This is a genomic window from Pseudomonas sp. ArH3a (assembly GCF_022648765.1).
Classification (GTDB): Bacteria; Pseudomonadota; Gammaproteobacteria; order Pseudomonadales; family Pseudomonadaceae; genus Aquipseudomonas.
In genome coordinates this window covers 893,838-912,248 of record NZ_CP080330.1, presented here as the reverse complement: position 1 = coordinate 912,248, position 18,411 = coordinate 893,838, and the positions used below count along the sequence as shown (strand labels likewise).

13 protein-coding genes are annotated in these 18,411 nt (G+C 61.3%); 4 read left to right on the top strand and 9 right to left on the bottom strand.

From position 1 onward, the window contains the following. Positions 1–76: 76 nt before the first annotated feature. The 3 genes from K0P33_RS03960 to K0P33_RS03950 all read right to left on the bottom strand — a co-directional run bounded on the left by K0P33_RS03960 (position 77) and on the right by K0P33_RS03950 (position 4,563). Positions 77–1,213, bottom strand: coding sequence for a branched-chain amino acid ABC transporter substrate-binding protein (locus K0P33_RS03960; RefSeq protein WP_094949740.1), 1,137 nt, complete (start codon positions 1,211–1,213; stop codon positions 77–79). 401 nt (positions 1,214–1,614) lie between these two features. Next, on the bottom strand, positions 1,615–2,898 hold the full coding sequence (locus K0P33_RS03955) for an FAD-binding oxidoreductase (protein WP_242154124.1): 1,284 nt from the start codon (positions 2,896–2,898) through the stop codon (positions 1,615–1,617). 174 nt (positions 2,899–3,072) lie between these two features. Beyond that, positions 3,073–4,563 carry an aldehyde dehydrogenase family protein gene (locus K0P33_RS03950; protein WP_242154122.1) on the bottom strand — a complete coding sequence of 497 codons (1,491 nt, stop codon included), beginning with the start codon at positions 4,561–4,563 and terminating at the stop codon, positions 3,073–3,075. A gap of 154 nt (positions 4,564–4,717) precedes the next feature. On the opposite strand from K0P33_RS03950, the gene K0P33_RS03945 reads away from it, so the two are divergent. The 3 genes from K0P33_RS03945 (at position 4,718) to nadE (ending at position 8,855) form a co-directional block, all read left to right on the top strand. Further along, on the top strand, positions 4,718–5,608 hold the full coding sequence (locus tag K0P33_RS03945; RefSeq protein ID WP_094949737.1) for a LysR family transcriptional regulator: 891 nt from the start codon (positions 4,718–4,720) through the stop codon (positions 5,606–5,608). Positions 5,609–6,809: 1,201 nt separating this feature from the next. Next, complete coding sequence (gene pncB / locus K0P33_RS03940; protein WP_094950950.1) at positions 6,810–8,024, top strand: nicotinate phosphoribosyltransferase; 1,215 nt, start codon at positions 6,810–6,812, stop codon at positions 8,022–8,024. A gap of 3 nt (positions 8,025–8,027) precedes the next feature. Further along, on the top strand, positions 8,028–8,855 hold the full coding sequence (nadE, locus tag K0P33_RS03935) for an ammonia-dependent NAD(+) synthetase (RefSeq protein ID WP_094950951.1): 828 nt from the start codon (positions 8,028–8,030) through the stop codon (positions 8,853–8,855). A gap of 134 nt (positions 8,856–8,989) precedes the next feature. Here the strand turns inward: nadE and azu are convergent, their stop codons facing one another. Next, positions 8,990–9,436: an azurin gene (gene azu, locus K0P33_RS03930; protein ID WP_094950952.1), complete on the bottom strand. Its 447-nt coding sequence runs from the start codon at positions 9,434–9,436 to the stop codon at positions 8,990–8,992. A 333-nt stretch (positions 9,437–9,769) separates the two neighbouring features. On the opposite strand from azu, the gene K0P33_RS03925 reads away from it, so the two are divergent. Beyond that, on the top strand, positions 9,770–9,952 hold the full coding sequence (locus K0P33_RS03925) for a hypothetical protein (protein WP_064450422.1): 183 nt from the start codon (positions 9,770–9,772) through the stop codon (positions 9,950–9,952). Between the two features lie 46 nt (positions 9,953–9,998). Here K0P33_RS03925 and K0P33_RS03920 read toward each other — a convergent pair whose 3' ends face one another. The 5 genes from K0P33_RS03920 to K0P33_RS03900 form a co-directional block, all read right to left on the bottom strand. Next, complete coding sequence (locus tag K0P33_RS03920; protein WP_094950953.1) at positions 9,999–10,889, bottom strand: transglutaminase family protein; 891 nt, start codon at positions 10,887–10,889, stop codon at positions 9,999–10,001. Continuing rightward, complete coding sequence (locus K0P33_RS03915) at positions 10,889–13,375, bottom strand: circularly permuted type 2 ATP-grasp protein (RefSeq protein ID WP_242154120.1); 2,487 nt, start codon at positions 13,373–13,375, stop codon at positions 10,889–10,891. The genes K0P33_RS03920 and K0P33_RS03915 overlap by 1 nt, the downstream gene beginning before the upstream one ends. A 158-nt stretch (positions 13,376–13,533) precedes the next feature. Further along, positions 13,534–16,824 carry a transglutaminase family protein gene (locus tag K0P33_RS03910; protein ID WP_242154112.1) on the bottom strand — a complete coding sequence of 1,097 codons (3,291 nt, stop codon included), beginning with the start codon at positions 16,822–16,824 and terminating at the stop codon, positions 13,534–13,536. Between the two features lie 187 nt (positions 16,825–17,011). Next, a complete protein-coding gene (locus K0P33_RS03905; protein ID WP_094950956.1) occupies positions 17,012–17,449 on the bottom strand; it encodes a hypothetical protein in 438 nt (145 codons plus the stop codon). Next, a complete protein-coding gene (locus tag K0P33_RS03900) occupies positions 17,449–18,375 on the bottom strand; it encodes an NAD synthetase (protein WP_094950957.1) in 927 nt (308 codons plus the stop codon). Before K0P33_RS03900 ends, K0P33_RS03905 begins: the two co-directional genes overlap by 1 nt. Positions 18,376–18,411 lie beyond the last annotated feature (36 nt).

Genomic DNA, 18,411 nt, shown 5'->3' with positions numbered 1-18,411 from the left:
CTGGCCTTGTGTGGGAGCTGGCTCCCACACAAGCCCGGCGCCCACAAGGTTCAGGGGTGCCGGGTAGATCGCGTGATTACTTCTGCTTTTCCAGCTGGTGGTATTTACCGTCTTTATCCCACTGGTAAACCACGTAGTCAGAGACTTTCAGGTCGCCCTTGCCGTCCCAGGCTTTTTCGCCCATTACGGTTTTTACCGGGTTAGCCTTGAGCCACTTGGCAGCGTCTTCACCTTTGTTGGACTTGGCGCCGTTGAAGCCGGCAGCCAGGGCCTGGATCGAGGCATAGGCGTACAGGGTGTAGCCTTCAGGCTCGGTGCCATTTTTGCGGAACTCTTCCACCACGGTCTTGCTGTCTGGCAGCAGGCGCGGGTCGGCGCCGAAGGTCATGTAGACGCCGTCTACGTATTGCGCGCCGCCTGCGGTGGCGACCAATTCGTCGGTGACAATGCCGTCATCGGACATGAACTTGACGTCTTTGAGGCCGGCTTCACGAATTTGGCGAACCAGTGGACCGGCTTCCGGGTGCAGCCCGCCGAAGTAAACGACGTCGGCACCGGTGGAGCGGATTTTGGTGACCAGGGCGCTGAAGTCTTTCTCGCCGCGGGTCAGGCCTTCTTCCAGCACCGGCTTGACGCCACGTTTAGTCAACTGCTGAGCGGTGGCGTCAGCCAGGCCCTTGCCGTAGGTGTCTTTGTCGTTGATAACCGCGACTTTTTTGCCCTTGAGCACGTCGACGATGTAGTCGCCGGCGACGATACCTTGCTGGTCGTCACGCCCGCACATACGGAACACGGCGCCCAGGCCACGTTCGGTCACCTGAGGGTTGGTGGAGCCCGGGGTGATCATGATGATCCCCGCTTCGTCGTACACCTCGGAGGCCGGGATGGTGTTGGACGAGCAGAAGTGCCCGACCACGCCGATCACTTTGTCTTGGTCCGCCAGGCGGTTGGCTACCGCTACAGCTTGCTTGGGCTCACAGGCGTCGTCGCCGGCCACCAGCTTGATCTGTTCGCCGTTAAGCCCACCCGCTTTGTTGATGACGTCGGCCGCCGCTTGGGCCCCCTTCATGTACTGCTCACCGAAAGCTGCGTTGGCGCCAGTCATCGGCCCCGCTACGCCAATCTTCACATCAGCTTGAACAAACGCAGAAACACCCAGCGCCGCTGCAACGGCGAGGGCCAGAAAGCCTTTCTTGTAAAACGTCTGGGACATGAGTGGTGCTCCGAGGTTTTTGTTTGTTGGCATTCTTCATAAATAAAGAGCGAATTCACTGCGGACTTTCAACCAAAACTTTCAGGGAAAGCCCAGAGCAAGGCGCGTGCCATTACTTTTTTATTCTTCAAAAAGACACGGTGTCATTGTTATTACAGGCGTTTCGCCTCCTTCTGCCAGGACGTGCAACCGTCTAGCATCGGGAGGTGCAACCAATGAGCCTAAAAAGTACAACCCTGGCAGGTCGCACCTGCAACCAGTCGGATAAACGACAGTTCCTGCACCTGTAACAATGTGCGTAACGGAACTGCACATTTACAGTGCGTGATTGCTACGACTTGCACCAATACAGATTAGTAGCCTGCTAAGAAAATGCAGGCTTTTGCCATGTATTTCGCTGATCAGATCACGATCCGCAGGCATTGGCCCGCGTGATACAGCGAAAATCCAGCCTCATACAAGCAACTGCGCAGGCCCACTCCGGCCAGCGGCTGCATCGGTGCAAAGGGAATCGGCAACGCCTTGGGGTCCTGGTGACACAAGTAGTCGGCAAATGCCTTGCCCACTACGCTGCCAGTAGTCACGCCACGCCCGTTGTAGCCCGTGACCGCCACCAAGCCGGGCGCCGGCTCGAACAGGCGCATCAGGTGGTCTGGGGTGAACGCGATGCAGCCGGTCCAGGTGAATTCCCACTGCACCGATTTGAGGTACGGAAAGTAGTGCTGCTGCACCCGGTCGGCCCACGCCTTGAGGAACCATGCCGGTTTCTGGTTGCCGTTGCCCAGGCTGCCAAGCAACAGTCGGCCGTCAGCATCGCGGCGGATGCTGCTGAGTACCTGGCGTGTGTCCCACGAGCCTTGCCCGCCGGGAAGGATCTGTTTGGCGGCGTCGTCGGTCAGCGGGGCCGACGCGACTTGGTAGTAATAGCCAGGGAAGAAATTGCGCCGCAGCTCGGTCCACTCGCCTTCGGTGTAAGCATTGGAGGCGATCACCACCTGTGCAGCCTGCACAGAACCCTGCGCGGTCTGCACCGACCAGTGTGAACCCTGACGTTCCAGCTGGGTGACAGGGGAATGGTCGAAAAGCTGCCCGCCCAGGCCGACCGCCGCATTGGCCAAGCCACTGGTGTAGGCCATTGGGTTCAAGGTGCCGGCGCGCCGATCCAGCAGGGCGGCGGCAATCTTCTTAGTGCCCGTGGCTTGCTCGCACGCCTGCCCGGTCAGCAGTTCAACCGGCGCGCCACGGCGCTTCCATTGTTCTTCTCGACTGCGCAAATCCGCCTCGCCACGGGCGTTATGCGCCATGTGCAAAGTGCCCTCGCGGCGTAATTGGCAATCGATGCTGTATTTGTCGATCAGGCTGAACACCAGCGACGGCGCCGCGCCCAACATGCGGTTGAGCTGGCTGCCCACCGCCTCGCCAAAACCGGCTTCGATCTCATCCGGCGGGATCCACATGCCGGCGTTGACCAGCCCCACGTTACGCCCCGAACCACCATGGCCGGTGCGATGGGCCTCAAGCACGGCGACGCTTTTACCCTGTTCCAGCAAGTGAATAGCCGCCGACAACCCGGTGATCCCGGCGCCGATCACGCACACATCCACCTTGACCTCGCCCTTGAGCGCGGCCCGGTCCGGGCGGCCGGGGGTGAGGTGTTCCCATAAACACGTTTCGCGTAATGGCATTGCCAGACTCCGGAGAGGACCTAACAAACAACTATTATTTTGAATTGCAAACCCAACCAACTGTGGGGGCTGGCTTGCCTGCGATGCAGGCACCTCGGTGCATCGGGTACACCCAAGTGATGCTATCGCAGGCAAGCCAGCTCCCACATTTTGATCTCACTGCGACTTGAGGGATCAGTCGAAAGTAATACCCTGCGCCAGCGGCAACTCCAGCGAGTAGTTCACGGTATTGGTCTGGCGGCGCATGTACCCGCGCCACGCGTCCGAACCCGATTCACGCCCGCCACCGGTCTCTTTCTCACCACCAAACGCGCCACCAATCTCCGCGCCGCTCGGGCCGATGTTGACGTTGGCAATGCCGCAGTCACTGCCCACCGCCGACATAAACTGCTCGGCTTCACGCACATCGGTGGTGAAGATGCACGACGACAGGCCTTGTGGCACGGCGTTGTTCAGGCGCAGGGCTTCGTTGAAGTCGCTGTAGCCGATCACATACAGAATCGGCGCGAACGTTTCGGTGCACACCACGTCGCTTTGCTCGGGCATTTCCACAATCGCCGGTGACACGTAGTAGGCATTCGGGAATGTATCTTCCAACTGACGCTTACCGCCGAACACCTTGCCGCCTTCGCTCAAGGCTTGCTCCAGGGCGTCCTGCATGTTTTCGAAGCTGTGCTTGTCGATCAGCGGGCCGATCAGGTTGCCTTCCAACGGGTGGCCGATGCGCACTTTGGAATAGGCCGCCTTGAGGCGGGTGACGATTTCTTCTTTGACCGATTCATGCGCGATCAACCGGCGCAGGCTGGTGCAACGCTGGCCGGCAGTGCCGACGGCGCTGAACAGGATGGCGCGCACGGCCATGTCCAGGTCGGCGCTTGGGCCGAGGATCATCGCGTTGTTGCCGCCCAGCTCGAGGATGCTGCGGGCAAAACGGGCGGCGACTTTCGGCGCCACTTCGCGGCCCATGCGCGTACTGCCGGTGGCGCTGATCAGCGCCACGCGCGGGTCATCCACCAGGGCAGCGCCGGCGTCACGGCCGCCGATAATCACTTGGCTCAGGTACTCGGGGGCATCGGTGAATTTCTTCAGCACGCGCTCAAAGAGCGCCTGGCACGCCAAAGCGGTGAGCGGGGTCTTTTCCGACGGTTTCCAGATCACGGCGTTGCCGCACACCAGCGCCAGCGTGGTGTTCCACGCCCACACCGCCACCGGGAAGTTAAAGGCGCTGATCACGCCGACCACGCCCAGCGGGTGCCAGGTTTCACGCATGTGGTGGCCCGGGCGCTCGGAGGCGATGGTCAAGCCGTACAGCTGGCGGGACAGGCCGACGGCGAAGTCGCAGATGTCGATCATCTCCTGCACTTCGCCCAGGCCTTCCTGGGTGATCTTGCCGGCTTCCCAGGACACCAGCTCGCCCAGGTCGGCCTTGTATTCGCGCAACACATCGCCAAATTGGCGCACCAGCTCGCCGCGACGCGGTGCCGGCACCTTGCGCCAGGCGTCGAATGCATGCTCGGCGCGACTGACCTGCTGCTCCACCTCGGCGGCACCTTCCCAGTGCACGCTAGCGATACGGCTGCCATCAATCGGCGAATGCACGGGTTGTTTACCCGACTGGTACAGCGCCGGGTTTACCCCGAGACGATCAAGCAATGCGGCAACCATGGGTCACTCCTTCAATCCACAAACAGAAAAATTGCGCCGCGGCCCGCACGGCGATCCAGACCTTATTTGTAGCTGGCCCAAGACTTGCCAACAAACGACGATTAGGCGAGATATCATTCCGTTTATTCATGCATAGAATAAAAAGAGGCGTGCCGTGCTGAACAAAAGACATTTGCCCTCGATCACCGCCCTGCAGTGTTTCGAAGCCGCCACCCGCCACCTGAGCTTCACCCGCGCCGCCGAGGAGCTGAACCTGACGCAAAGCGCGGTGAGCAAACAGGTGGCGCAGTTGGAAGAATTGCTCCAGCACCTGCTGTTTCGCCGCGTGCGCCGCCGCTTGCAGATGACCCCGGCGGGCGATTTGTACCTGGTGGAAGTGCGCAAGATCCTCACCCAGGTGGAGATGTCCACTCACTACTTGCGCTCCTACGGCGGCGAGACCGAAGTACTGCGCGTGTCCACGCCCTACACCTTTGGCGCACGCTGGCTGGTGCCGCGCCTCAAGGGCTGGCGCCTGCGTCACCCGCAAATCCATTTGGACCTGTGCAACGAGCAGGAGCCCGACGAACTGCTGCAAGGCAAGGCCGACATGGCCTTCTACTTCGGCCAAGGCTCACGCCCCGGCACCGAGAGCCTGAAACTGTTCAGCGAGGAGTTGGTGCCAGTGTGCGCGCCGGAAAGCCTGCCCGCGCAGCCGTTCACCGATCCCACGCAGCTGAGCGACCTGGTGCTGCTGCAAAACGCCTCGCGGCCGCAGGGCTGGCATGACTGGTTTGCCAGCCAGGGCTTCCACACCGAGCACAGCTACCACGGGCCGCGCTTTGACACCTTCTATATGTGTATTCGGGCAGCGCAGGTGGGCTGCGGTGTGGCGCTGCTGCCGCGCTTTCTGGTGGAAGAAGAACTGGCGGACGGCAAGCTGGTGATCCCTTGGCAGCATGCGTTGCCGAGCCAGGATGCGTATTACCTGGCGTATCCGGAGCATTCGGCGGAAGTGCCCAAAGTGCGGGATTTTGTGAAGTGGATGATGGAGCAAGTGGTTTAGCGCCAGGAATACCGCCATTGCAGGCAAGCCAGCTCCCACATTTTGAATGCATTTCAAGTGTGGGAGCTGGCTTGCCTGCGATGGCCATCGGTAACTACACATCTTTTTATGGGTTGAATTCTTTGGTTGTCGCGGGGCCGCTGGGTACATATCCGTTGCTGCGGTAACGGCTTCGTAAGGTTCCGCTCTTACAGCGGGTCACTTTTGGAAAAGAGCCCCAAAAGTAACCAAAAGGGCTCTTGCCCCACCACTCGGCACCTCGCTTAGGCTCGGTGTGCCCTCACTCCGGCTTGAATCCGTGGGCCGCCGCCATGGGCCATCCTTGGCCCATCGCGGCTAACCCGGCGTCCTGCCGGGTTACCCACGGATTCAAGCCTGCGTGCGGCCAGCGTGGTTTAACGGGGCGCCTCAGATCAAGATCAAGATCAAGATCAAAAGCAAGAGCACGGCGGCCTAGTAGCCGACCTGAGTGGTTGAAGCAAAAGCAGGGCAAAAGCACAGCAAAAGCAGATCTGCTTTTCTGTGGGAGCTGGCTTGTCGGATCGCCGCACCGCTGCGATGCAGACACCTCGGTCCATCAAGTACACCGAGTTGATGCCATCGCAGGCAAGCCAGCTCCCACATTAGATTGATGTTCAGTTTCAGAGATCAGGTCGGCTGTCAGGCCGCCTCGGCTTCGCTTTTGATTTGCTTCAACCACTCAGGTCGGCTACTAGGCCGCCGTGCTCTTGCTCTTGATTTTGATCTGAGGCGCCCCGTTAAACCACGCTGGCCGAACGCAGGCTTTGGAGCGTGGGTAAACCGGCAGGACGCCGGTTTAGCCGCGATGGGCCAAGGATGGCCCATGGCGGCGGCCCACGGTCCAAAGCCTGCGTGAGGGCACACCGAAGCGTGAGCGAGGTGCCGAGTGGTGGGGCAAGAGCGTTTTGGTTACTTTTGCGCTCTTTCAAAAGTGACCCGCTGTAAGAGCGGAACCAATAGCAGCCGTTACCCAAATAACGGATATGCACCCAGCGCCCCCACGACAACCAAAGAATTCAACCCATAAAAAGATGTGTAGATACCTATGCTGCGATGGCGCCAGTGGCCACTCCCAAAAAAATCACTGGCAAAACCCCACAGGTCTATGCGCCACTAGCGCCATTCCTTAATTGTGCGTAAAGGTCGGCGCCCATCGCCGACCCGTCTGGAGATTCCCGTTATGAGCGAGAGTGTGTTTGCCGATCGCATCGTGCAGAACCTGCTCGACACCGACTTCTACAAGCTGACCATGATGCAGGCGGTGCTGCACAACTACCCGAACGTGGAAGTTGAATGGGAGTTTCGTTGCCGCAACAGTGAAGACCTGCGCCCGTACCTGGCGGAAATCCGCTACCAGATCGAGCGCCTCGCCGAACTGAGCCTGAGCCCCGACCAGCTTGGTTTTCTTGAGCGCATCAGCTTTATGAAGCCGGACTTCTTGCGCTTCCTCGGGCTGTTCCGCTTCAACCTGCGCTATGTGCAAACCGGCATTGAAAACGGCGAGCTGTTTATCCGCCTGCGCGGGCCATGGCTGCATGTGATCCTGTTTGAAGTGCCAATGCTGGCCATCGTCAGCGAAGTGCGTAACCGCTACCGCTACCAGACCGTGATCCTCGAGCAGGCCCGCGAGCAGCTGTACCGCAAGTTCGATTGGCTGACCGCCAACGCCAGCAGCGACGAGCTGTCGGAGCTGCAAGTGGCTGACTTCGGCACGCGCCGACGCTTCTCGTACCGAGTGCAGGAAGAAGTGGTGAGCGTGCTAAAGCACGATTTCCCCGGGCGCTTTGTCGGCACCAGCAACGTGCACCTGGCCCGCGAGTTCGATATGAAGCCGCTCGGCACCATGGCCCACGAATGGATCATGGCCCACCAGCAACTCGGCCCACGCCTGATCGACAGCCAGATTGCCGCCCTCGACTGCTGGGTACGCGAATACCGTGGCCTGCTGGGCATCGCCCTGACCGACTGCATCACCACCGACGCCTTCCTCGGCGACTTCGATTTGTACTTCGCCAAGCTGTTCGACGGCCTGCGCCATGACTCCGGTGACCCGATACAGTGGGCCGAAAAAGCCATCGCCCACTACCACAAACTCGGCATCGAGCCGATGAGCAAAACGCTGGTGTTCTCCGACAGCCTGTCGCTGCCCAAGGCTCTGGAGATTTTCCGCGCGTTGCGCGGTCGCATTAATGTCAGCTTCGGCATCGGCACCAACCTGACCTGTGACATTCCAGGGGTTGAGCCGATGAGCATCGTGCTTAAAATGACCGCCTGCAATGGCCAGCCCGTCGCGAAGATCTCCGATGAAGCGGGCAAGACCCACTGCACCGACCCGAATTTCGTCGCCTATTTGCGCCACGTTTTTAAAGTACCTGCCCTACCTAGCAAGGAGTGAATCATGCAAGCCGTACAGCGTGAGATTGCGCAGCAGCTCAAGGTCCAAGCGCCCTTCAACGACCAGGCCGCCCTTGAGGCCGACGTTGCCCGCCGCGTGGCTTTTATCCAGGATTGCCTGCGCAATTGCGGGCTCAAAGCATTGGTGTTGGGCATCAGCGGCGGCGTTGACTCCCTGACCGCAGGCCTGCTGGCCCAACGGGCGATACAGGAACTGCGCGCCAGCAGCGGTGATGAGGCCTACCGTTTTATCGCGGTACGCCTGCCTTACGAAACCCAGTTCGACGAAATCGACGCCCAGGCATCGGTGGACTTTATCGAACCGGACGAGCGCCACACCGTGAACATCGGCCCGGCGGTGAAATCCCTGGCCAATGAAGTGGCGGCGTTTGAAGGCAAGGCGGCGGTGTCGCGTGACTTCGTACTGGGCAACACCAAGGCGCGCATGCGCATGGTGGCGCAGTACACCATCGCCGGCGCGGCCGGCGGCCTGGTGATCGGCACCGACCATGCGGCGGAAGCGGTGATGGGCTTTTTCACCAAGTTCGGTGATGGCGCGTGCGACTTGGCGCCGTTGAGCGGGCTGGTGAAAAACCAAGTACGCGCCATTGCCCGGCACTTTGGTGCACCGGAGTCGTTGGTTGAGAAGATCCCGACTGCCGACCTTGAAGACCTGTCGCCAGGCAAGCCGGACGAAGCGTCCCACGGCGTGACCTACGCCGAAATCGATGCCTTCCTGCAGGGCGAACCGGTGCGCGCGGAAGCGTTCAAGATCATCTGCGACACGTATCGCAAGACTGAGCACAAGCGGGTCATGCCATTCGCGCCGTGAGGTAGATCGCTATCGCAGGCAAGCCAGCGCCCACAGTTGGAATGCACTCCCCTGTGGGGGCTGGCTCGCCACAAGGTATTCAACGCCCACAAAAAAGCGCCCCGCAAGGCGCTTTTTTTTCGACCAGGGTTGGCTTATTTGACGGTCACAGTGCCTTTCATCATCGAGATGTGGCCTGGGAACGAGCAGAAGAACGCGTAATCCGTACCCGCTGCCAGCTTCGACACATCGAAGGTCACGGCGTCTTTTTCGCCGGCACCGATGATCTTGGTGTGGGCGATGATGCGGGTGTCGCCTTCTTTCAGGTAGTTCTTGTCGATACCGGCAGCCATGCCGTCGCTGGCGACGCCAGGCATGTCGGCGGCGGAGCTCAGCACCCAGTTATGGCCCATGACGTTTTTCGGCAAGCTACCGGAGTGAGTCAGCTCAACGGTGAACGTCTTGCAGCTTTTATCGATTTCAATGGCCTTGGTGTTAAAGGACATTTGGTCGGTAGAGTCGACGGTGACCTTGCACTCTGCAGCAAGCAACTGGCCGCTCGCCAGAGTCAGCAGGGAAACAGCAACGAGTTTGGCAAACATGTGAATCTCCAAGGCAGGGTTTAATAAACGCATATTGCGACAAGGGTGCCTCAAGCAGGCTTAAATTCTTATGATCTGAATCAACAGATTGTATACAACTTTAGGCTATCAGACTGATCAGCACAATCTACCAGCCAACCTTCGGCCCGCGGTTTATGATCGGCTCACCCCCCTTGGAGCCTGCGCCATGCACCTCAACCAACTGTTCAACGGCCTGCTGGCCGCGTACGCCTGCGGTAAGTGAAGGCCAAGCGAGGTGCTAAGCTGCTACCATAGCGACCCAAGGCAGCTGCGCGCCGCCCCACCCTCACCTTCGACCCTAGAGGATCGCCCATGGCCAAACCTAATTACTCCTTCGCCAAACGTCAGAGAGACTTGGCCAAGGAGCAGAAGAAAGAGGAAAAGCTGCAACGCAAGAAAGCCACTGCAGATGAAGAAGCTGGCGCACTGAACCCGGATGCTGAAGGTGAAGTGGCGACTGATGAGACTGAGACACCGAAAGACCCGGCGGAATAAATTCTGTTGAGGTGAGCAGGCCCTCCCTGCTCACCCCAACCCACCCCTATTCCAGCGGCATCACCGTCACCCGCACCTCCGGGTCATGGCTCCCACCTCCCAGAATCACCCCCCGCAACGGCGACACATCAGAGAAATCACGGCCCCAGGCCAGGGTGATGTGCTCCAGGGCCGGCTGCACATTGTTGGTCGGATCAAAATCTACCCAGCCCAACACCGGGCAATACACCGAGACCCACGCATGGGACGCATCGGCGCCGATCAGCCGTGGCTGGCCGGGCGGTGGCTGTGTGAGCAGGTAGCCGCTGATGTACCGCGCCGCCAGGCCTCGCGAGCGCAGGCAGGCGAGCATCAGGTGGGCGAAGTCCTGGCACACGCCGCGTCGGCGCTCCAGCACCTCCACCAACGGCGTGGCGACCTGGGTGGCTTCGGCATCGAAGGTGAACTCGCTGAAAATCTTCTGCATCAATGCCTGCACGCCCAGCAGCAATGGCTCGCCGGGTGGAAAACAGCTTTCGGAAAACTCGACGAAGGTTTTTTTCAGGTGCACGTAGGGCGATTCGAAGCGATAGCGGCAGGCTTCGATCAGTTCGGCTGAGAGTGGCTGGCTGCTGTAGGTCAGGCTGTCGCGGGTCTGGTCCCAGGCCGGCGACTGCTGAAAATCCAGCGCAGGCCGCGCCAGCACTTCGACGGTCAGCCCGGCATTCACCAGCAGCTCATCGTGGGGCCGTTCGAACGCCAGGCGCGTGATCGGGTTGCCGAACACGTCCAGCTCATCACGCCGCGCTGTCGGCTCCGGGCTGATCTCCAATTGCTGCGAACTGCAACGCTGCCAGGCACACGGCCGTGGCCACAGGTGCGCCAGCTGCTGGGCCAGGGACACCGGGCTGTCGTAGTGGTAATGGGTATCGTGGAAAATCTGGTAGCGCGCACTCATCACACCGACACCGTTTGCTGACTGACATCATCCACATGGGCAAAATGGCGCAAGGCCAGGCGATCCGACACTTGCCCACTCTCATCGGCCACCGCTTGCAGCAGGTCAGCCAGGCCATCCAACGCGGCACGCACGCTGGACTCGCCGAACAACGGGTTCTCCAGGCAGCCCAGGTCGAAACGCGCCAAGCGCTCCACCAACGGCGCCAGGCCAGTTTCCCGAGGCACGCCAAAGTCATCGTTGAGGCGACGCAAGGTGCGACTGACCAGTTTCAGCTGGAACAGCACCGCATGCGGGTTCTGCTCATCCAGCAGCAACAAGTCGAGCACCGGGATCAACTGCGGCACCGCCAAGTAGCGCGAGCGATAAGTGATGCTGCTGTTGCCCAACTCCAACAGCCACTCAAGCCCGGCCTGATCAAACACCGCCACGCCGCGCAGGAACGCCGCAAGGCTGCTGCTCAGGAATTGCAGACGCTCGATGCGCCGCCCCATCATCAAGAAGCGCCAGCCTTCGTCGCGGGTCATGTCGTCCAGGGCAAACCCGGAGAGCGCCGCCAGGGACATCACCAGACGGTTGAGAAAATCCAGCAGCTCACCGAAGTCCGGCGTTTCGCTTTCCAGCTCCATGGCTTCGCGTTGCAGCTCGACCAAGGCCTGCCAGTTTTCCCGGGACAACTTGCCGCGTACCTGAGACGCGGCCCACTGCAGGCGTTGCAGGTTGGCGCGCAGGCTCGACGGCCAATCATCGCCGAGCAAGGCGGCGAGCAGGCGCTCGGGCAATTCACCCTCTTCCGGCAGCAAGCGCAGGGTCTCACCTAGCTCGACCGCCGCCTGCAACGCCAGTGGGTCGTCGCCGTCGACATAACGCGCCAGCACGATACGCAGCCAGCGCGCACTGTCATCGCAGCGTTCGCAGTAACGGCCAAACCAGAACAAGTTCTCCACCACACGTGACGGCAGGTACGGATCGCGGCGCACCAAATCGTGGGCACCAATCGGCCGTTGCGCGCGCCATTGCTCGCCGCCGGCAGCGCGCTCGCCGAGCACCCAGGTGTCTTTGCTCGCGCCGCCGCGTTGCATCGACACCACTTCGGCATCGGCCTCGGCGGCCACGCGGGTCAGGCCACCGGGCAGTACACGGTAGCCTTCATCGCTGGCCACCGCGTACACACGCATGCCGATGGCGCGGTGTTGCAAATGGTCATCGACGGTGTGCCACACCGGTGCCTGGGACAGTTGCGCCAGCTCCTGGGCGACATACGCGTAAGGCCGCGCACGCATGCGTTCGGCCAGGGCCTGGCGTTGTTCGTCGTTCAAGTCGCGGCCAAATACCGGCGTGAAGCTTTGCGACGGAAACGCGGGTTTGATCAGCAGCTCGGGCAGTTTCTCCAAAGCCTCAGCCAGCACTGGCGCCTCACCGCACCACCAGGTGGCGATGGACGGCAGGATCAATTCTTCGCCAAACAGGAACTGGTTGATCTTCGGCAAAAAGCCGAGCAAACCTGGGGACTCCAACACGCCACTGCCGAGGGCGTTGGCCACCAGTACATTACCTTGGCGCACCGCATCGAGCAGGCCGGGCACGCCGAGGGCCGAGTCGGTGCGCAGCTCCAGCGGGTCGCAGAAGTCGTCGTCCAGGCGGCGCATGATCGCGTGCACCCGGCGCAGGCCGCTGAGGGTTTTCAGGAACACTGTGCTGTCGCGCACGGTGAGGTCGCCGCCTTCCACCAACGGGTAACCGAGCTGGCGTGCGAGGTAGAGGTGTTCGAAATAGCTTTCGTTGAAACGCCCTGGCGTGAGCAGCACGATCAGCGGCGGCTGGTCGTCGCTAGGCGCCTGACGGGCCAGGGTCTCCTGCAACGTGCGGAAGAAACCGGTGAGGTGCTGCACTTGCAAGTCGCGGTACAAGTCCGGGAAGGCGCGGGACACGATGGTGCGGTTTTCCAACGCATAACCAGCGCCCGACGGCGCCTGGGTGCGGTCGGCGGTGACCCACCAACGGCCATCCGGGGTGCGCGCCAGGTCCACGGCATACAGGTGCAGAAATGCACCGTCGGGCGGCTGAATGCCCTGGCACGGCCACAGGAAGTTGTTGTGACCGAATACCAACTCCGCCGGCAACAAACCCTCTTTGATCAGGCGCTGCGGGCCGTACAAATCGGCCAACACCGCATTGAGCAGGCGCGCACGCTGGGCGATGCCGGCCGACAGGTGCTGCCACTCGTCAAAGGCCAGCACATGCGGCAGCAGGTCCAGTTCCCACGGACGATCGGCGCCCTTGGGGTCGGCGTAGACGTTGTAGGTCACGCCGTTTTCCTGGATCTGCCGGGTCAGCAGCGCCTGGCGCTGGGCCAACTGCGCGGGCGTGCTGCGTTGCAGGTGATCGAGCAAGCGCTGCCAATGGGCACGCACCGCGCCACTGTCGTCCAGCAGTTCGTGATAGGTGCCCGCGGTCAGCGGGTAACGGTCGAGCAAGTCGGGCATGGAACGCTCGGCAGGGGCAAGGGAAGTCAGATTAACTCAAATTCACTGCAATCTAATGTGGGAGCTGGCTTGCCTGCGATGGCGGTTTTCCAGGCACTTGATTGGCTGGCTGATACACCGCTATCGCAGGCAAGCCAGCTCCCACATTTGGATTGGGTTCAGTCATTTTTATTGGGGAAACGCCGCAGATCCAGAGTCATGGGCAATTCGTCGTTGATCACTACGGTCGGCACCACCAGCTTACCCGGGCTATGCCCCAAGCGGAAAAACCGCGCCATGCGCCGGCTCTCGGCTTCGTTGGCATTCACCGGCAAGCTGTCGTAGTTGCGCCCGCCCGGGTGGGCCACATGATACTGACAGCCGCCCAACGAGCGCTGCATCCAAGTGTCGAGCAAGTCGAACACCAGCGGCGCATGTACCGCGATGGTCGGCTGCAGGCAGTTGGCCGGTTGCCAGGCGCGGTAACGCACACCGGCGACAAACTCACCGACACGCCCGGTCGGTTGCAGCGGCACCGGGATGCCGTTGCAGGTCAGCAGATACCGTTGCGGCGCCAACCCGCTCAACTTCACCTGCAAGCGCTCGAGCGACGAATCCACATAACGCACCGTGCCGCCCACTGCGCCCTCCTCGCCCAGCACGTGCCAAGGCTCCAGGGCCTGGCGCAGTTCCAGTTCGATACCGCTGACGGCGTAGTCGCCGACCTTGGGGAAACGGAACTCCAGGTGCGCAGCAAACCACTCGGCTCGCAGCGGGTAACCGGCGGCATTCAACTCGACAATCACGTCGGCGAAATCCTGCTCGATAAAGTGCGGCAACACGAAGCGGTCATGCAGCTCGGTGCCCCAGCGCGCCAGTTTCGGCGGCGCATACGGCTCACGCCAGAAGCGTGCGACCAACGCGCGCAGCAGCAATTGCTGAGTGAGGCTCATGCGCGCATGGGGCGGCATTTCAAAGGCGCGCAACTCCAACAGGCCCAGGCGGCCGGTGGCGCCGTCCGGCGAATAGAGTTTGTCGATGCAAAATTCGGCGCGGTGGGTGTTGCCCGTCACGTCGATCAGCAGGTTGCGCAGCAGGCGGTCCACCAACCACGGCGGGCATTCCTCGCCGGGTTCGGGCATTTGCGCGAAGGCGATTTCCAGCTCATACAGCGCGTCGTTACGCGCCTCATCCACCCGTGGCGCCTGGGAGGTCGGGCCGATAAACAGGCCAGAAAACAGGTACGACAGCGAGGGGTGGTTATGCCAGTAACTGATCAAACTGCGCAGCAGGTCCGGGCGACGCAGGAACGGTGAATCCTTGGGCGTAGCGCCGCCGAGCACAAAGTGATTACCGCCGCCGGTGCCGGTGTGGCGGCCGTCGATCATGAATTTTTCCGTGGTGAGGCGGGTTTGCCGCGCCTCTTCGTAGAGGAATTCAGTGCGCTCGACCAACTCGTCCCAGGTGGCGGACGGCTGCACGTTCACCTCGATCACACCCGGGTCCGGCGTCACCCGGAAGTTACTCAAGCGGGTGTCGAACGGTGGCTCGTAGCCTTCCAGCAATACCGGGCAGTGCAGTTCCTCGGCGGTCGCTTCGATGGCGGCCACCAGCTCCAGGTAATCCTCGACGCGCTCCAGCGGCGGCATGAACAGATACAGCCGCCCTTCCCGCGCTTCGGCGCACAAGGCGGTGCGGGTCAGCCAGTCAGCGGACTCATCGACTTTCGGTACGCGCTCATCGCTCGGCGCGGGCTCGCCGTGACTATGCAGTTGCTCGGTGGAGGGCAACTGCGGTTGATCCTGGTTCGGGTCGGTTGGATGCACGAACGGATACTCCGCCGCCGTCACCCAAGGCTGCGAGGCCAACGGCAGGCGATAACCCAACGGTGAATCCCCCGGCACCAGGCGGCAGTGGTTGTCGCGCAGGTACCAACGCCCGCTCTGCCAGCGATCATTGGCCGCCGTACGCGCCAGTGGCAGCACTTGGCCGATGACTTTATCCAGGCCCTGGCTGAACACTTTGCGCAGGCGTTCGCGCTCCAGGTCGTCGCTCAGGCGCGGGTCCTGGGCGGTGACGTTTTGCGGCAGCGCACCTTCGCGCCACAAGTAGTAAAAGTTGTCTTCGAAAGCCGGAAACACAAAGCGCGCCGGCAGTTTCAGGCGCTCGGCGACGCTGGCCAGGAAGCGCCCGGCCATTACACCGTCGGCGCCGTAATCCTCTTGCTCATCGGCGATCAGCGCGCTGTTGTGCCAGATCGGCACGCCGTCGCGGCGCCAGTAGCAGTTGAGCGACCAGCGCGGCAGTTGCTCGCCGGGGTACCACTTGCCCTGGCCGAAATGCACCAGCCCCTTGGGTGCGTAGTGCTTGCGCATGCGTTGGAACAGCTCGGCGGACAGGCGGCGCTTGTCCGGCCCCAGCGCAGCGGTGTTCCACTCGGCGCCGTCGGGGTCGTCGATGGAGACGAAAGTGGGCTCGCCGCCCATGGTCAGGCGCACATCGTCCTTGAGCAGGTCGGCATCGATCTGCCGGCCGAGGGCCTGGATCGCCAACCATTGCTCCTCGGTGTAGGGCTTGGTAACCCGAGGCGCTTCCCAAATGCGCTCCACCGACATTTCGTGAGTAAATTCGCACTCGCAGGGTTCCACCAGCCCACTAATCGGGGCGGCGGAAGATGGTTCGGGACTACAGGCCAACGGAATATGACCCTCACCGGCGAACAACCCGGAAGTGGCATCCAGGCCGATCCAGCCGGCGCCGGGCAAGTACACCTCGCACCAGGCGTGCAGGTCGGTGAAGTCCACCTCCGTGCCAGAAGGGCCGTCGAGGGCTTTGACGTCGGCGGTCAGTTGGATCAGGTAGCCCGACACAAAGCGCGCCGCCAGCCCCAGGTTGCGCAGCAATTGCACCAGCAGCCAGGCCGAGTCGCGGCAGGAGCCGGAAGCGTTTTCCAGGGTGAATTCCGGGGTTTGCACACCCGGTTCCATGCGGATCAGGTAGCCGATATCAGCGGCCAAGCGCTGGTTGAGCCCGACCAGGAAATCCACGGCCGGCAAGGGTGTGCGGTCGATACCGGCCAGGTAGGCAGCAAACTTCGGCGTCAGCGGCAGGGTTTCCAGGTACGGCGCCAGCTCGCGCTGCTCATCGGTGGCGTAGCTGAAGGGGATTTTTTCGGCATAGGGCTCGAGGAAAAAGTCGAACGGGTTGAACACCGCCATCTCGGCGACCAGGTCGACTTCGATGCGCAGCTCAGTGGTCTTTTCCGGGAACACCAGGCGTGCCAGGTAATTACCCTGCGGGTCCTGCTGCCAATTGATGAAGTGCTGCTCGGGCAGCACGTTGAGTGCGTAGGACAAAATCCGCGTGCGGCTATGGGCCGCCGGGCGCAAACGCACGATCTGTGGGCCGAGTTCGACAGCGCGGTCATAGCGGTAATGCGTAACGTGGTGCAACGCGACATGAATCGACACGGCGGCCTCCTGCGAGCCAGGGCATGGAAACAAAGCGCGCAAGACTTATGCCAGAGCGGCCGTCATTGCGCTTTATCGTAAGACCCGGTGCAGTACAGCACCAAAACGGCACCAACGTGGGGGCCGTGGTGCAAGGGTTGCACATATTTGTGGCGTGCGTGCGAGGCTGGGTGGTGAATCTACCCAGTCAAGCAGCCTTGGCCGCCGTCCGCAGGCGCCGCACCTCAACCAACTTCCTGACCATCGCCCGATAGCCCTTGCTGTTGATCAGCAACAACCCGAGCAATGGCCAGAACAGGCTTTCACTGTAGATAAACCAGTGAGGGTGAAATTGCAGCGTCGGAAGCACCACCAGCAGGCACACCACAAAAAAGCTGACCATGCCCCACACCGCCCAGGCGTGCCCGCGCACGACCAGGAAGTTGCTGTTGACCACGAACAAGGCCGCGAAGATCACCACGAACCAGGACACGGTGGCATTGGTGGCCATGGGCACGTCGGCAAAATAGGTGGCAGCCGCCAGGGAAATTGCGCCGGAGCCGCCAAGGCAGCCAGCGAGAATCACGCCGATGAACGAGGGGAAATGTTCCAGCAAAAATGGTTTCAACGATGGGACGCCATTCATTATTCAAGCTCCTCGTACAACCCTATCGCCAAGGTTTTGAGCTGTTTGGGGTTGTCCGAGCGCACCAGCCCCCAGACGCTCAGCCCTGCACTGAAGGCGTCGCCGAGCTGGACGATGGTGGCGTGCTTGAGCTGAGTGTGGGTAAAGCGCTTGGGCAAATCGCCGCGCAGTTGCAGCAGCTTGCGCATCTTGGTCGACATCTGTGGGTCGGCGATTTTCAGCAGCTCTTTTGTCAGCTTTTCCCGCTCCTGGCCGTTCAGGCCTTTGAGCACTTGGCGCAGGGTTTTACCGGTGGATGCACGGGCCACATTGACCAATTTGACCGTGGTCAGCGCAGACGCGCCCACGCCAACCAAGGCGGCGCCATCCATGATCTTGGTAGCGGCCTGGTACCACTCCTCATTATCCAGATAGTCATTCATGCCAGGGTTGACGATCTCATTGCGGGTGCGAAATGCCCCCATCAGGCAGGACGCCGTGCTGGCGGTGGCGCTGGTGTAGCCAATGACCGTGATGACTGAACTGGCGCCACCGCTGAACGGCACCGCGATGGTGCCACTTAACATCACCAGCCAACCCAGCACCGCTCCTCCGCAGGATAAGGTGGTGTTGAAGGCTTCGCTGATCAACCGTGACTCGCGCGCATTGTTCATCACTTGGTCTGCAAACTGCGCCGGTGCGACGTATTTCTGCGCCTCACGCACAATGATGCGCTTGGGCTGAATGCTGCAGATGGGCTTGAACTCACGCAGGGTGACGACATTGAAGTCGGCGTCGATATACACCACGCCTGCACCGACGATGTTGGGGTCGGCGTCGATGGCGGCAAATATCCGCGGCAGGTTAAGTTCGCTTTCAATGCGCTGGCGCGCCATGAATTGCGAGCGGTTGGAGTCCATGCCAATGCTGAGCAGGGGGTTGCTCATAAGTGTTCTTCCTTGAAAGTGACGGTGGCCGGGCCG